Below are 14,592 nucleotides of genomic sequence, written 5' to 3'. Positions count from 1 at the left end.
CTGACGGGAAAACTAATTGAGAACGCCCCCTAGGCCCTTTGCCCCTTCAACGAATACGGAACGACGCCCATGGCCTCCGCCAACAAGCAGCAAAAACGCGCCTCCCGCGCCAAGGCCAAGGCCAAGCAGAACCGCACCCAGCGGGCAGCCGCGCCGGTGGAACTGGACCCGAACGACGATCGCATCGACTTCGAGTCGGTGGACCTGACCGACATGTTCAAAGAGATGATCGACGCACAAAAGATCAGCCAGCAGGCCATGTGCGCGGCCTTTCTGGAACATCCGCTTATCGCACTGGTACTGGAACAGGAAGGCGAGGAAACAGCGACAGACTTCATCCTCGCTGCTCTGATCGAATATCGCCAATGGTCGGCCGAAACCGACGAAGCCGGCGCCCTGGCGTGGATCGAATCACCGGCCTTTCAGGCCGACTACGTGGCGGCGTCCGACGCCATTGCCGCGCAAACCCAACAGAAACCGAACTGAGTTCCCCATGGCCTCCCTGAACAAGCAACAAAAACGCGCCAAGCGCGCAAAAGCCAAAGCCAAGCAGATCCGCATGGTCGGCAGAAAATCCATCGTGGATCAGGACCTGCCCGAGTTCGGCGAGCCCATCCCGCAATACACCCTGGCGATGTTCAGCAAAATGCGCGACGCGGAAGCCGTCAGTCGTAGCGAAATGCTCTCGGTGCTGCTGACGAACCTGGCCTTTATCATCATCGACCATCCAGAACTGCTGGACATGGAAAACGCCGACGACGAAGGCATGGCCGCCACCCACCTGGCCGCCGACATGCTGATCGACTACCGCATGTGGGCCGACGGCATGGACCGCGACGCCGCCCAGGCATGGCTGAGCGAGCCACAGTTCATCGCCGATTTCGGCGCTGCGCTGGATGTCTACCGCGAGTCGCTGGAAGCGCCGGAAGAAAAAGCCGAGTAAGGGTTACGCCCAAACAAAAACGGCCGCTTGTCATCACTGACAGCGGCCTTTTTTGGCTCTGATCGAGCGCATTCCTTCCGTCAGGCACCACGTATATCCCATTGACATATCCAACACAAAACCTATCCTTTGGGCTCATCGCACCAGCAAAAGCGCAGGAGGTCCAAATGGAACAGACAACCCTTTTCATGAGCAATCGAAGCCAGGCCGTTCGCCTGCCGAAAGCTGTAGCCATGCCAAGCGACGTGAAACGAGTCGACGTCGTCGCCGTAGGTCGAAGCCGAATCATCACGCCCGCCGGTGAAACCTGGGACAGTTGGTTCGATGGCGAAAGCATCACGGCAGACTTCATGACCGATCGCGAGCAACCCGCCGATCAGGAGCGTGAGTCGTTCTGATGATCAAGTACATGCTCGATACCAACATCTGCATCTTCACCATCAAGAACAAACCACAGGTGGTACGGGAGGCGTTCAACCGTCATCACGGCCAACTGTGCATCAGTGCGGTTACGCTGATGGAGCTGATCTACGGCGCGGAAAAATCAGCAGCGCCCGAAAAAAACCTGGCGGTCATCGAGGGCTTCGCCGCCCGACTTGAAGTCCTGCCCTTCGACAACGAAGCAGCAGCACACACCGGAATGATTCGATCCGAGCTGGCAAAGGCAGGCAAACCCATAGGCCCGTACGACCAGATGATCGCGGGGCACGCACGCTCACGCGGGTTTATCGTGGTCACCAACAACCCGCGGGAGTTTGAGCGAGTTCCAGGGTTACGCGTAGAAGACTGGGCTCATGTCGACTGAACACATGACAATCAACAGAAACAAAAACGGCCGCTTGTCATCACTGACAGCGGCCGTTTTGCATTACGCGGTATGGATCAGTTCAGCACTACCGCGCCGCGTTTTTCCAGCTTGCGGCGGCGAGCCACCAGCAAGCCGGTCGCTACCACCAGGGCACTGAGCAAGCCGGTCGCAAGAATTTCCACGCGATGGGCATCCTGGAACAGCATGATGGTCAGGGCCGCGACGATGAAGACGATCACCGCGTAGGTCAGGCCCGGGAACAACCACATGCTGAAGGCGATTTTCTCGCCGCGCGCGATACGCTGCTTACGCATGCGCAGTTGCGAAATCGCAATCACCAGGTACACCAGCAGTGCGATGGCGCCGGAACTGGCCAGCAGGAATTCGAACACCGCAGCCGGAGCCACGTAGTTGGCGAATGTTGCCAGGAACGCAGCGCCGGTGGACAGCATCACCGCCCAGTAAGGCGTGCCACTTTTGTTGGTGCGCGTGGACATCGCCGGCGCATCGCCGCGCTTGCCCAGGGAAAACATCATGCGCGACGACGTGTAGAGCGCCGAGTTCAGGCAGCTGGTCACGGCAACCAGTACCACAATGTCGACGATCATCTTGGCGTTCGGGATGCCCATGCGTTCAAGCACAGTCTGGTAAGAACCAACGCTGGCCAGGATCGGGTCGTTCCATGGCACCAGGGCCACAACGATGAAGATCGACACGAGGTAGAACAAGCCGATCCGCCAGATCACCGAGTTGGTGGCCTTGGAGATTTGCTTGCCCGGATCTTTCGATTCGGCGGCCGCGATGGTCACGATCTCGGTGCCCATGAAGGAGAACATGGTGGTCAGGATCGCACCCAACACTGCGCCCATGCCATTTGGCAGGAAGCCCTGGGTGTCGAACAGGTGCGAAACACCGCTGACCTGGCTGCCCGGCAGGAAGCCGAAGATCGCCATGAGGCCCAGAACAATGAAACCAATGATGGCCAGCACTTTGATCAGGGCGAACCAGAACTCGAACTCACCGTAGTTCTTTACGCTGAACAGGTTGGTCACGGTCAGCAGCATCGTGATGACCAGGGCGAAGGCCCAGATGTCCACGCCAGGGAACCAGGCATGCAGGATGGTCGCAGCGGCGTTGGCTTCCAGCGGAATTACCAGCACCCAGAACCACCAGTAGAGCCAGCCGATGGTGAATCCGGCCCAGTGACCGATCGCACGGTCGGCGTAAGTCGAAAACGAACCGGTGTCCGGCGAGGCAACGGCCATTTCGCCGAGCATGCGCATCACCAGCACCACCAACATGCCGGCGGCGGCGTAAGCCAACAGAACAGCCGGACCTGCAGCGGCGATGGCGTGACCCGAGCCAACGAACAAGCCGGCGCCGATAACCCCGGCAATCGACAGCATGGTCACGTGGCGCGGTTTGAGCCCCTGTTCGAGGCCACTAGAGCTTTGGGTACTGCTCATTAAAACTACCTTTGTAAGGAGAAGCGAATGCGTGCATCCCGTTCGGCGAACCTTCTCGTAAAAAGAAGCCAACAGGGCGTTCTGGATTCTGCACGCAATAATTGCGCCAAAATATTTCAAAACCCTCTAACCCGGCGATCTCACCCCGACCGGACAGTCATCGCAACCCATTGAATTCAATGGCACTTTGCCAGAACGTTACCCTGCCACCCACTTTGTGGGGTGAATCAGCGCACCGGAAACACACCTGAAAATGGCTCCGCGCACATTAAAAGTGCACAAGCGGTGCATTTGGCCGGATAGCGCTTCCAACACCCTGCCAAAGCTGGCAACATCGCGCCTTTTTTTGCGGCAGCCACCGCGCTTTTTATCGACAGGCAAGGTTCAAACGGCTGTTCGGTTGTTGATGGGGCGACAGTCTGCTGCGCCGATGCGACAACCTGCCACGCACCAGCCGTTTACCGTCCGTAGCGCTGTTGGCTGCCATTGAAACGCTATGCTAGGTTGGCCGCCTCGCCAGGAAGGCCGCCAACAGCAGGAGCGCAACATATATGAGGAACGCACATGGCTGAGGCCACGCCCGCGCTTGAAATCCGCAACTTGCACAAACGCTATGGTTCGCTGGAGGTGCTCAAAGGCATCTCGCTGACCGCCCGCGACGGCGACGTGATCTCGATCCTGGGTTCCTCCGGCTCCGGCAAGTCCACGTTCCTGCGGTGCATCAACCTGCTGGAAAATCCGCACCAGGGCCAGATCCTGGTCGCCGGCGAAGAACTCAAGCTCAAGGCCGCGAAGAACGGTGAACTGGTGGCCGCCGACGGCAAGCAGATCAATCGCCTGCGCAGCGAAATCGGTTTTGTATTTCAAAACTTTAATCTGTGGCCGCACATGAGCGTGCTCGACAACATCATCGAAGCCCCGCGCCGCGTACTCGGCCAGAGCAAGGCCGAAGCCATCGAAGTGGCCGAAGCCCTGCTGGCCAAGGTCGGTATCGCCGACAAGCGCCACGCGTACCCGGCGCAGTTGTCCGGCGGCCAGCAACAACGGGCGGCCATCGCCCGCACCCTGGCCATGCAGCCCAAGGTCATCCTGTTCGACGAGCCGACCTCGGCGCTTGACCCGGAAATGGTCCAGGAAGTACTTAATGTCATCCGCGCGCTGGCCGAAGAAGGCCGCACCATGCTGCTCGTAACCCACGAAATGGGCTTCGCCCGTCAGGTCTCCAGCGAAGTGGTGTTCCTCCACCAGGGCCTGGTAGAAGAGCAAGGATCGCCACAGCAGGTGTTCGAAAACCCGCTTTCGGCGCGCTGCAAACAATTCATGTCCAGCAACCGCTAACGGAGCTACCCACATGCAGAACTACAAAAAGGTCTTCCTGGCTGCCGCCGTCACCCTGGCGTTCAGCGCCGGTGCCATGGCCGAAACCCTGAAGATGGGCATCGAAGCGGCTTACCCGCCGTTCAACAATAAAGATGCCAGTGGCAATGTCGTCGGCTTCGACAAAGAGATCGGCGACGCCCTGTGCGCCAAGATGAAAGTCGAGTGCACCGTCGTGACCTCCGACTGGGACGGCATCATCCCGGCCCTGAACGCCAAGAAGTTCGACTTCCTGATCTCCTCGATGTCGATCACCGACGAGCGCAAGCAAGCGGTGGACTTCACCGACCCGTACTACTCCAACAAGCTGCAGTTCATCGCCAAGAAAGACATCGACTTCAAAACCGACAAGGCGGCGCTCAAAGGCAAGATCATCGGCGCCCAGCGCGCGACCCTGGCCGGCACCTTCCTGGAAGACAACTATGGTGACGACATCACCATCAAGCTCTACGACACCCAGGAAAACGCCTACCTCGACCTGACTTCCGGCCGCCTGGACGGCATCCTGGCCGACAAGTACGTCAACTACGAATGGCTGAAAAGCGACGCTGGCCGTAGCTACGAGTTCAAGGGCGACCCGGTGGAAGAAAGCGACAAGATCGGTATTGCCGTGCGCAAGAAGGACCCGATCCGCGAGAAGCTGAACACCGCGCTCAAAGAAATCGTCGCTGACGGCACCTACAAGAAGATCAACGACAAGTACTTCCCGTTCAGCATCTATTGATACTGACCTGCCTGACCGGCGCCTGATGGCGCCGGTTCTCGGCCTTGCCTGCCGCGATTTGAAAAGAAATCCATGATTATCGACCTCTACGGATTCGGCCCGGCGCTCGCCGCTGGCGCGCTGATGACTGTGAAACTGGCACTCTCGGCCCTGTGCCTGGGGCTGGTACTCGGTCTGCTCGGCGCCTTGGCCAAGACTTCCCCGTACAAGCCGCTGCAATGGCTTGGCGGTACTTACTCGACCCTGGTTCGCGGCATCCCGGAATTGCTCTGGGTGCTGTTGATCTACTTCGGCACGGTCAACCTGATGCGTGCCTTGGGCGAGTTCTTCGGCAACCCCGACCTTGAACTCAACGCCTTCGCCGCCGGCGTGATTGCGCTGGGCCTGTGCTTCGGCGCCTACGCCACGGAAGTGTTTCGCGGCGCGATCCTCGCCATTCCCAAAGGCCATCGTGAAGCCGGCGTGGCCCTGGGCCTGTCGAAGTGGCGCATCTTCACCAAGCTGATCATGCCGCAGATGTGGCGCATCGCCCTGCCCGGCCTGGGCAATCTGTTCATGATCCTGATGAAGGACACCGCGCTGGTGTCGGTGATCGGCCTGGAAGAAATCATGCGTCACGCACAAATCGGCGTAACCGTCTCCAAACAGCCGTTCACCTTCTATATGGTGGCTGCGTTCATGTACCTGAGCCTGACGGTGCTGGCGATGACCGGCATGCACTTGCTGGAAAAACGTGCCGCTCGCGGCTTCGCGAGGAGCACCCAATGAACTGGGAAGTCATCATCAAGTGGCTGCCGAAACTGGCCCAAGGCGCAACCCTGACCCTCGAGCTGGTGGCCATCGCCGTGATCGCCGGTTTGCTGCTGGCCATCCCACTGGGCATCGCCCGCTCGTCGCGCCTGTGGTGGGTGCGGGCATTTCCCTACGGCTACATTTTCTTTTTCCGTGGCACGCCGTTGCTGGTCCAGCTGTTCCTGGTCTACTACGGCCTGGCGCAGTTCGACGCGGTCCGTAACAGTTCGATGTGGCCGTACCTGCGCGATCCGTTCTGGTGCGCCACGGCGACCATGACCCTGCACACCGCGGCCTACATTGCGGAAATCCTGCGGGGCGCCATCCAGGCGATTCCACCGGGCGAGATCGAAGCGGCACGGGCGCTCGGCATGTCCAGGCCCAAGGCACTGTTCTACATCATCCTGCCGCGCGCCGCGCGCATCGGCCTGCCGGCCTACAGCAACGAAGTGATCCTGATGCTCAAGGCCAGCGCCCTGGCCAGCACCGTGACCCTGCTGGAACTGACCGGCATGGCCCGCACCATCATTGCCCGGACCTACCTGCCGGTGGAGATCTTCTTCGCCGCGGGCATGTTCTACCTGGTAATGGCTTACGTGCTGGTGCGTGGCTTCAAGCTGCTGGAGCGCTGGTTGCGCGTCGATGCCTGCCAAGGGCGTTGATACCGGCGTGTTGACGGGCGAGGCCCTGCTCGCCCGTTTCACTGCGCTGGATGCTTTTCTGACAGAGCATCAGGCACTGTGGAAACCTCGGCCGTTCACTCATCTACAGCTGCCTTGGGAAGCGTCCTACCCGGAGCTGGCCGCATGGCTACGCGAGCGAACGCTGGAAGACGCGGAAAACGCTCACAACCAACCCGCCCTCCTGAATGCACCCGAACCCTTTGCTTGCCTGGCAACAATGTCCGTTGCCTTGAGTGCCGTGGATGAATTGCCCGCGCGCATGCTCGAAGCGGCCGGCCATCGATTGAACGTCGATGTACCGGGGCGCAAATGGCAGCAGATCGAAGCCTTCGCCAGTCGCTTGCAGTTTTCCGAGGTACCGCAGCATTGGCTGGACTGGTGCTCAGGCAAGGGGCATCTGGGCCGCCGCCTGCTGCAACCGGGGCAACAACTGACATGCCTGGAATACGACCCGGCACTGGTCACCAGCGGCCAGGCACTCAGCCAGCGCCATCACCTGCATGCGCTGCATATAGAACAGGATGTGCTCGCGGCAGACGCCGCTTGTCTACTGCGTGCGTATCACACGCCCGTCGCGCTTCACGCCTGTGGTGATTTGCATGTGCGGTTGATTCAACTCGCCAGCGCCACAGGCTGCAAACAGCTCGCCATTGCTCCGTGCTGCTACAACCGAATCAGTCTTGCCCAATACTCGCCGATTTCCTCGGCCGCCAATGGCTCCGGCCTACAGCTTTCCCTCGACGACCTCGCGCTGCCCATGAGCGAAACCGTTACCGCCGGTACCCGCGTGCGACGTCAACGCGACACCTCCATGGCCCGGCGCCTGGGCTTCGACTTGCTGCAACGGCAACTGCGCGGCCTGGACGAGTACCTGCCAACCCCTTCCCTGCCCAGCACCTGGCTGGACAAACCCTTCGCCGATTACTGCCATCACCTGGCCGCACTCAAAGAGTTATCCACAATCGGCCCGCAAAATTGGCCAGCCCTCGAAGCCGCCGGTTGGCAACGACTGGCCGAAGTGCGCAACCTTGAACTACTGCGCGGACTTTTCCGACGCCCGCTGGAGCTTTGGCTGGTCCTTGATCGGGCACTTTTCCTCGCCGAGCGGGGCTACAGCGTCCGCGTCGGCACCTTCTGCGAAACCCCACTCACGCCGCGTAATTTCCTGCTCCTGGCCGAACGCGCCTAAACGCATCCGACCTGTGGATAACTCTGTTGATGGAATTATCGTGGATCCAATATCCATGCAGGTTTCAGGGCTAAATCCACACTGTTCATTTTTTGTACACCCGAATAAAAAATCGAAAAAACAGGCATTTGCGGACAAATGAGAACAGATCCACAAATTCGGCCTAAACCCGGTGCGCTGCCAATCGCATTGTGCATAAGCATTTAATCAAAACGACATAAACGCCTAATCCCGGACCGTAGACAGGGGAAATTGCACCCTTTCATTACTCTTGATATACACACACGCAAGGGCGCCGGCAGCGCGGCCACAAACAAGAACATTCCTCCGACAGGATGCCCCAGTGACGTTCATTTCCTACGCACAGAATTTCGAAGACATACGCCTGTGGCGCGCCCTCAAAACCGTTGAGAACGGCTTCTACATCGACGTCGGGGCAAACCACCCCACCCATGACTCAGTCACCAAGGCGTTCTATGACCATGGCTGGACCGGCATCAACGTCGAACCGATGCCCAACTACTACGAAGCCCTGTGCCAGCAACGTCCCAAAGACACCAACCTGCAATGCGCGGCCGGGGAAAGTGCTGACGACCTGACCTTCTACGGCATCGCCGGCACCGGCCTCTCGACCCTCGATCCGGCGATGGCGAAATTGCACAAAGACGCCGGCATGGACGTGCGCAGCCAAACGATCAAGTCCCGCACCCTGAGCTCCATCTGCGAAGAACACGCCCGGGACCGCGATATCCATTTCCTGAAAATCGACGTCGAAGGCCACGAAGAAACCGTCCTGCGCGGCATGGACTTCAGCCAATGGCGGCCATGGGTGATCCTCATCGAAACCCCCTGGGCCCGCGACCAGACTTGGGAAACCCTGGTCACCGACGCCGGCTACCACTCCATCCTGTTCGACGGCATCAACACCTACTACCTCGCCGAAGAACACCTGAACCTCAAACCCGCCTTCGACATCCCGCCTTGCAACCTGGACGAGTTCCAGTTCTGCAAAGGCCACAACTTCAGCCACCCCGTCAGCGACGCCGAACACCAACTCGCCGCCGCCCTGCAACGCGCCGAACAGGCCGAAGCACAGCTGCGCGCGATGCAAAACAGTCGAGCCTGGCAAGCCATCCAGAAACTCAAGAAAACCCTGCTGCGCACCTGACCTGAAGCTCGTGTAAAAATAGTCAGAATTCAGGGGTTTACAGAAGCCAGCCAATCGCTATAATCGTCGCCCTGACACGCCGGTATAGCTCAGATGGTAGAGCAACTGACTTGTAATCAGTAGGTCCCGGGTTCGATTCCTGGTGCCGGCACCATATAGAATAAGGCTCGCAGCAATGCGGGCCTTTTTCGTTTTTGATCCGGGGTTACACCGGGGTTACGTTTTCGGTAAATCTTCAGCGATATCGACCAGTCGTTTTTCCGCTTTCAGACTCTCGGAAGTCGCGTTACGCGCGCGTACGGTCGCGAAACTTCGATTGCAGCGGCCCGTACGGTGTTCTATTCGACCAGTCTTTCGTGCTTAGCGATCTGACGAGCCCTGCTAGGAAACTTTGGGCCGCGGCGAGTGGCGATTCTCTGAGCCTTAAAAAGGCTTGCGACCTGCGTTACCGACAGTTTCCACCATCGAGCCATTTAGTTAGACAGGAAGGCCTAAAAGTCCGGACTTTTAGGAGCAGTACGCGCGCGTACGCACGCGCGAAGGAAATAGCAAGGGCAATTCGCCCATCCAAGCGATAAAACGCACTGCTACGCTTTCCTCTCCACGGAGGAAACACAATGCTGAACTCAGACCTGCTCCCGTCCTTACTCTTCAAAATTAACCAAAACCAACTCGCTCTGGAGGCTGCCATCATGGAGCTCACGCTTTGGGTTGAGCAGCGCGGTGCGACTGAAGTAGGCAACAATATCCGCGGTGCCCTTCAAACGATCGACAAGAACGAAGAGTTCATCAAGGTGGCGCTTGCGGTGATGATGACGCCGGAGTGAATGTAACCAGCTGGAGCGAAAACATCCGATGAGGCTGTTTTCGCTCCAGCCGCATCATCAGCGTGCTCGAAAACATCCCTTACGCACCTCCCAGAACGTAGCAAACCACCAGCAGCAGCCTTTATGAAGGATGATTAAGTCAATTTTGTGCTTGGCGAAACCCTTCGGGGTCTTTGAACAAAAGATACTTGGCGACGGCAACCAACAGGCATTATTGATACCAGCCTTTACTGTGCGACTCGGCTTCTGAGGAGCATCCGTAGCCGCAGGAACAATCGCTGATCCAGCATCAGAACTTAAACCGGCATTGGTGAATTGAGCTTATGAGATTCCATCCCGACGGCCCTTCCATACCGGATATCCTCCTAGAACGCTGTGATGCTGGCCGCGTCGTTTTTTTGTGCGGTGCCGGAGTTTCGCTGCCATCCGGAATGCCTACTTTTGTTGGCCTTACTCGGTACGCCATAGAGTTCTTTGACCCTCCGGCCGACTCAGAAATAATGGCCGCGTTTGGGCCATGGCTGGACGGTCAATCAGCGGCGAATGTCCCACTCGACCAAATCTTTAATCTCCTCCATCTTGAATACGGCAAGGATGAAGTTAACTCCTTGGTCACAGAGCGGCTGAATGCCCCTCTACAAATCGAAGGTTTTGGACATGAGCACGATCTGATCAGGCGGATTTCTTCGAGTCAAAGCGGCGTGCCACAAATTGTCACGACAAACTTTGACCGATTGTTCGAAGCGGGGCGGAAGGGAGAGCATCTGGTCTGGCACGTGCCGCCTGCTTTTCCTGATCTGAACTTCGGATCGAAGATTGAGGGAATAACTTATCTACACGGGCGACTGGTGGACGCAACCTCTGAAAGTCACCCCTATGTGCTGAGCAGCGCCGACTTCGGGCGCGCCTACCTCTCAGAAGGATGGGCCACCAACTTCATCAGGCACCTACTTGAACGATATACGGTCGTTTTAGTGGGTTATCAGGCGGAAGACCCTCCAGTCAAATACCTCCTTCAGGGTCTCAACCATGACGGGCAGTATGACCGGTCTAGACTCTATGCCTTTGACCGCGGGCTTTCTGAGGAAATTGAAGCCAAGTGGCGTGATCGAGGCGTTACAGCCATAGCCTATTCCGACCACACGGACCTCTGGAAGAGCATGGAAGCCTGGGCAAACCGCGCTGACGATCCGCGCAGGTGGCGTACATCCATAATTGCTAAAAGCCAGCAGGACCCGAAGGATCTAGCCCCGTATGAGCGAGGCCAAGTTGCTCATACTCTTCGCACAGTACAGGGGGCGAGATTATTTTCGGAGGCTGATCCAGTACCGCATCCTGAATGGGTGTGTGTGATGGATGCGAATGTCCGATCAGGAAAACGGAGTAGCGGATATGGCGGCGATGCAGAAACCTTCGACCCCATGGCCGCGTACGGGCTTGATGACGATCTGGTGGATATCTCTGAGGATGATCGCAGACAGGGTGTCAGCAATGACCATCTCCTAGTCTGGCGCGACGAAGACGACAATCCCCATGAGTCCCATCGGTTGGCTGGGCGACAGGCAGAAGGTTCCGAGGCAACGCCGGTTAGGCTTCGCCACCTTACTACCTGGATCAGCAAGTCCTTCGACAGTCCAGTGCTGGCCTGGTGGGCCATTCGACAGACCGGATTGCATCCACGATTGCTGCAACAGATCGAGTGGCAAATGGAGCATTCGAAGACACTCAGCGAGCGCGCTCGTCTTATCTGGAACCTCATCCTCGAACACCATCGAGACCCTCGCAATCGTCAGTGGAATGGCGAATGGTTCGACTTGATGAACCGGATCAACGCGGAGGGGTGGACGGCTAGTGTCCTACGAAAATTCCGGAGTGTCGCGACCCCGCGATTGGAGATCAAGCTACCGTTTGGCTTGGCGCAGTCCAAGCCACCGTCGATACCTTGGGAGGGAATTCATCTCGGCGACCTCGGCCAGTGCGAAGTCGTGTTCCTTGAAAGGCACAACGAAGATTTAAACGTCCCCGAAGATCTATTGCCGCAGGTATTTAGCATCTTAGAGGAGCAGTTAACCGTCGCATCAGGGCTACTGAGAGATATCGAAACCTCCTACTTCCATACCCCGACCTGCTATCCGGGCCGTGAAGTCGATGGGAATGATCGCGTCACAGACGCCGCGGAGACTGTGACTTGGTTCGTTCAACTTTTTGACCGGTTGGCAGCAAAATGGCCAGAACTGGCGAATGCACATGCAACGACTTGGCCTGCTACAGATCCTTTCTTCTTTCGAAAGCTCAAACTGTATGCGTTTAGTAAGGTAGAGGCCTTCGAGGCCGACCATGTTGCCCAGGAAGTCTTGCGCTTTGATCAGGAAGCATTCTGGGACATCCATGTAATTCGAGAGCTTCTTTTCCTACTGGCAGATCGATGGACTGAGTTCTCTCAAGAAAACCGGAACCGACTCACCGACCGCATCTTGATCGGCCCCGACCAGCTATCTCATTGGCTTGACGAGGAGTTCCATGGGCTGCGAAACAAGTTCGCCGTCAAATACGCTCGGTATCTCGAACTAAAGGGCTGTGAACTAACGGCAGATCGAAGTGAACGCCTTGCCAATATGACTAAAGACATTCTCGAATGGAACGACGCTTGGGCGACCTCAATGGTCATCGAACGAGGTTCTTACTCGGGGTGGGTCGATACGGATGAGAGGCCCGATGGTGTCTTGGACCTTCCCGTAACCGAAGTGGTCGCCAAGGCAAAAGAAGACCTGAAGCGTGACTTTCGTAGCCTCACTGAGAAAAGACCCTTCACCGGTTTGGTAAAAGCCAATCCGCGAAAGGCCTTGTCTGCGCTTACGATTGCAGCAAGGACTGGCGACTACCCTGAGATGTTTTGGTCGTCGATGATCAATGAACTTCCCGCAGACATCACGCCTAGGCTGAGACGGGTGTTTCTCAGCCGAATAACGCGACTTCCACATGAGGTTATCGTCGAACTGCGCCATACCTTGGGCCGATGGCTCGAAGAGAACTTGGACGAGATTCTTGAGTTTGATGTTGATCTCGGTTGGGCAGTCTACGATCACATCGTCGATGGCATCCTGAGCGGGGGAGCAGACGCACCGGGTAGCGGTCTTGACGAAGTCCGCCAAGGTGGGAAAGTCATTCAACGATCTCGGCGCACATACAACCATGCGCTCAACAGCCCAGTCGGCATGTGTATTGAAGCCCTTTTCAAGGCAGTCCCCGGAGAGAAGAAGGAGGCCGTTTCAGTAATCCCAGATTATTTAAAGTCCCGCGCTGAACGCCTGTTCTCGGCGCCAGGTGAAGGTTCAGATCATGCTGTGTCGGTTGTGTGCAGAAAGCTGAACTGGCTGATGTTCGTAGATCCTGCCTGGACTAAGGAAAACCTAATTCCAATGCTGGCGTTCGAGCATCCAGCTTCGGAACCAGCATGGAACGGGTTTCTTCATAGCGGACAGGCGCCTTGGTCGCCGTTGGCAGAAATAATCAAACCGCTCCTGCTAGAACTCATTCCGCGGATCGATGGATTTTCTTGGGATCGTGATCTCTCAAACGTAGCGGCTCAATGGCTAGGCATCATGCGGATATTTCACTCGAATAAACCGAGCGGCCTTTCACAGGGCCAAATGCGCTCGGTCTTTCGAGCGATGACTGACGATACTCGGAACCGGTTCATTGGGTGGTTGGGCCAGGTTGGGCAGGCAAACCAGAACGGCTGGGCCAATCATGTCATCCCCTTAATCAACGAGGACTGGCCGAGAGAACGCCGATACAGGACTTCTGCATCCATGAGAGCGTGGATAGGCTTGCTTGGTGGCACTGGCAATAGTTTCCCCGCAGTCTACGAAGCGGTGAAGAAATTCTTGGTCCCAGTGGAGACAAATGACCACCCGTTCTACAGGTTCACTCGAGAGATCAATGATGAAATACCGATTACCGCACTATTTCCTGAAGCGACTCTGGATTTGATGAACAGAGCTACGCCTCAGGCTCTCACTCATCCGACATTCGAGTTACCGAAAGTGCTAGCACTGATTGCGGAAACAGAATCTGACCTAACATCAGATCCACGCTATTTGCGTTTGATCGATCTCGTTGAACGAAGCTAGCTGTTGGGGAGCATTACGCTCTCTCACAACGTAGATTTCTGGTCTGAACACGTAATGCCGTCCACCAAACGAAAGCCCAGTGCCGCCAGGCGTGCGCAGGAAAAACAGAAAAAGCTGAGTGATCAATGGAGGCAACTCCGTAGTCTGGGGCTCCAAGCTTTTAGAGACTATTTCAGGGAAGGCCGCGATGGAGGCGAGATTCCGGAGGCTTTCCAGGCGCAAGCTGATAGAGGCCTTAATAACTTCAGCGCTCGGTTCTAGACTTTACGTCCTTGAATTTTGTACCGCCTGATGGACGCTCGCTAGATCTAGGCGGGGTGCGGTGACCTACCTTTTGTGTTTGTAAGCCTTTTCTGACCAACTGATCAGTAATTACCTACAGGAACGGCACTTCATTTGCGTAGAAGATGTCTTTAGGGCACAGTGCGGAGCTTTTCACACTGCCTGTGACCGCTGTAGCGGACCGATCGTCGGATTAGCCT

General features: G+C 57.1%; 13 protein-coding genes and 1 tRNA gene. 13 read left to right on the top strand and 1 reads right to left on the bottom strand.

Annotation, left to right across the window (positions count from 1 at the left end; all coding sequences use genetic code 11):
* The first annotated feature begins 69 nt into the window (after positions 1-69).
* The 4 genes from ACM6G4_RS16735 to vapC all read left to right on the top strand — a co-directional run bounded on the left by ACM6G4_RS16735 (position 70) and on the right by vapC (position 1,748).
* Positions 70-486, top strand: coding sequence for a hypothetical protein (locus ACM6G4_RS16735; protein ID WP_008046520.1), 417 nt, complete (start codon positions 70-72; stop codon positions 484-486).
* Positions 487-493: 7 nt separating this feature from the next.
* A complete protein-coding gene (locus ACM6G4_RS16730; RefSeq protein ID WP_414914146.1) occupies positions 494-943 on the top strand; it encodes a hypothetical protein in 450 nt (149 codons plus the stop codon).
* Between the two features lie 167 nt (positions 944-1,110).
* Positions 1,111-1,341, top strand: coding sequence for a type II toxin-antitoxin system VapB family antitoxin (vapB, locus tag ACM6G4_RS16725; RefSeq protein WP_056725827.1), 231 nt, complete (start codon positions 1,111-1,113; stop codon positions 1,339-1,341).
* The gene (gene vapC, locus ACM6G4_RS16720) at positions 1,341-1,748 is read left to right on the top strand and encodes a type II toxin-antitoxin system tRNA(fMet)-specific endonuclease VapC (RefSeq protein WP_414914145.1); all 408 of its coding nucleotides are present in this window, start codon (positions 1,341-1,343) and stop codon (positions 1,746-1,748) included. Before vapB ends, vapC begins: the two co-directional genes overlap by 1 nt.
* A 77-nt stretch (positions 1,749-1,825) precedes the next feature.
* Here the strand turns inward: vapC and gabP are convergent, their stop codons facing one another.
* Complete coding sequence (gabP, locus tag ACM6G4_RS16715; RefSeq protein WP_056725832.1) at positions 1,826-3,217, bottom strand: GABA permease; 1,392 nt, start codon at positions 3,215-3,217, stop codon at positions 1,826-1,828.
* Between the two features lie 564 nt (positions 3,218-3,781).
* On the opposite strand from gabP, the gene ACM6G4_RS16710 reads away from it, so the two are divergent.
* The 9 genes from ACM6G4_RS16710 (at position 3,782) to ACM6G4_RS16670 (ending at position 14,110) form a co-directional block, all read left to right on the top strand.
* Positions 3,782-4,555 (top strand): ABC transporter ATP-binding protein, encoded by a 774-nt coding sequence (locus tag ACM6G4_RS16710; protein WP_007972784.1) that lies wholly within the window; start codon positions 3,782-3,784, stop codon positions 4,553-4,555.
* 13 nt (positions 4,556-4,568) lie between these two features.
* The gene (locus ACM6G4_RS16705; protein ID WP_015093061.1) at positions 4,569-5,318 is read left to right on the top strand and encodes an ABC transporter substrate-binding protein; all 750 of its coding nucleotides are present in this window, start codon (positions 4,569-4,571) and stop codon (positions 5,316-5,318) included.
* Positions 5,319-5,390: 72 nt separating this feature from the next.
* Positions 5,391-6,086: an ABC transporter permease gene (locus ACM6G4_RS16700; RefSeq protein WP_056725834.1), complete on the top strand. Its 696-nt coding sequence runs from the start codon at positions 5,391-5,393 to the stop codon at positions 6,084-6,086.
* Positions 6,083-6,772, top strand: a complete 690-nt coding sequence (locus ACM6G4_RS16695) for an ABC transporter permease (RefSeq protein ID WP_056725836.1) — start codon at positions 6,083-6,085, stop codon at positions 6,770-6,772. The genes ACM6G4_RS16700 and ACM6G4_RS16695 overlap by 4 nt, the downstream gene beginning before the upstream one ends.
* Entirely contained in the window at positions 6,753-7,982 is a 1,230-nt protein-coding gene (locus tag ACM6G4_RS16690) for a methyltransferase (RefSeq protein ID WP_414914144.1), read from the top strand. Before ACM6G4_RS16695 ends, ACM6G4_RS16690 begins: the two co-directional genes overlap by 20 nt.
* A 343-nt stretch (positions 7,983-8,325) precedes the next feature.
* On the top strand, positions 8,326-9,150 hold the full coding sequence (locus tag ACM6G4_RS16685) for an FkbM family methyltransferase (protein WP_414914143.1): 825 nt from the start codon (positions 8,326-8,328) through the stop codon (positions 9,148-9,150).
* Between the two features lie 78 nt (positions 9,151-9,228).
* Positions 9,229-9,304 (top strand) — tRNA-Thr (locus tag ACM6G4_RS16680).
* A 463-nt stretch (positions 9,305-9,767) separates the two neighbouring features.
* Positions 9,768-9,977: a hypothetical protein gene (locus tag ACM6G4_RS16675; protein WP_414914142.1), complete on the top strand. Its 210-nt coding sequence runs from the start codon at positions 9,768-9,770 to the stop codon at positions 9,975-9,977.
* Positions 9,978-10,300: 323 nt separating this feature from the next.
* Positions 10,301-14,110, top strand: coding sequence for an SIR2 family protein (locus ACM6G4_RS16670; protein WP_414914141.1), 3,810 nt, complete (start codon positions 10,301-10,303; stop codon positions 14,108-14,110).
* Positions 14,111-14,592 lie beyond the last annotated feature (482 nt).

Source organism: Pseudomonas sp. IT-P258 (assembly GCF_949767825.1).
GTDB classification, from domain to species: Bacteria; Pseudomonadota; Gammaproteobacteria; order Pseudomonadales; family Pseudomonadaceae; genus Aquipseudomonas; species Aquipseudomonas monachiensis.
The sequence above is the reverse complement of the archived record's forward strand: the minus strand, read 5'-3'. Positions and strand labels throughout refer to the sequence as shown.

Excerpts from the sequence above, each read along its gene's own strand:
- ACM6G4_RS16710 (WP_007972784.1), top strand. The coding sequence starts at position 3,782 with ATGGCTGAGGCCACGCCCGCGCTTGAAATCCGCAACTTGCACAAACGC.
- gabP (WP_056725832.1), bottom strand. The coding sequence starts at position 3,217 with ATGAGCAGTACCCAAAGCTCTAGTGGCCTCGAACAGGGGCTCAAACCG.
- vapC (WP_414914145.1), top strand. The coding sequence starts at position 1,341 with ATGATCAAGTACATGCTCGATACCAACATCTGCATCTTCACCATCAAG.
- ACM6G4_RS16695 (WP_056725836.1), top strand. The coding sequence starts at position 6,083 with ATGAACTGGGAAGTCATCATCAAGTGGCTGCCGAAACTGGCCCAAGGC.
- vapB (WP_056725827.1), top strand. The coding sequence starts at position 1,111 with ATGGAACAGACAACCCTTTTCATGAGCAATCGAAGCCAGGCCGTTCGC.
- ACM6G4_RS16670 (WP_414914141.1), top strand. The coding sequence starts at position 10,301 with ATGAGATTCCATCCCGACGGCCCTTCCATACCGGATATCCTCCTAGAA.
- ACM6G4_RS16675 (WP_414914142.1), top strand. The coding sequence starts at position 9,768 with ATGCTGAACTCAGACCTGCTCCCGTCCTTACTCTTCAAAATTAACCAA.
- ACM6G4_RS16690 (WP_414914144.1), top strand. The coding sequence starts at position 6,753 with ATGCCTGCCAAGGGCGTTGATACCGGCGTGTTGACGGGCGAGGCCCTG.
- ACM6G4_RS16700 (WP_056725834.1), top strand. The coding sequence starts at position 5,391 with ATGATTATCGACCTCTACGGATTCGGCCCGGCGCTCGCCGCTGGCGCG.
- ACM6G4_RS16730 (WP_414914146.1), top strand. The coding sequence starts at position 494 with ATGGCCTCCCTGAACAAGCAACAAAAACGCGCCAAGCGCGCAAAAGCC.
- ACM6G4_RS16705 (WP_015093061.1), top strand. The coding sequence starts at position 4,569 with ATGCAGAACTACAAAAAGGTCTTCCTGGCTGCCGCCGTCACCCTGGCG.
- ACM6G4_RS16735 (WP_008046520.1), top strand. The coding sequence starts at position 70 with ATGGCCTCCGCCAACAAGCAGCAAAAACGCGCCTCCCGCGCCAAGGCC.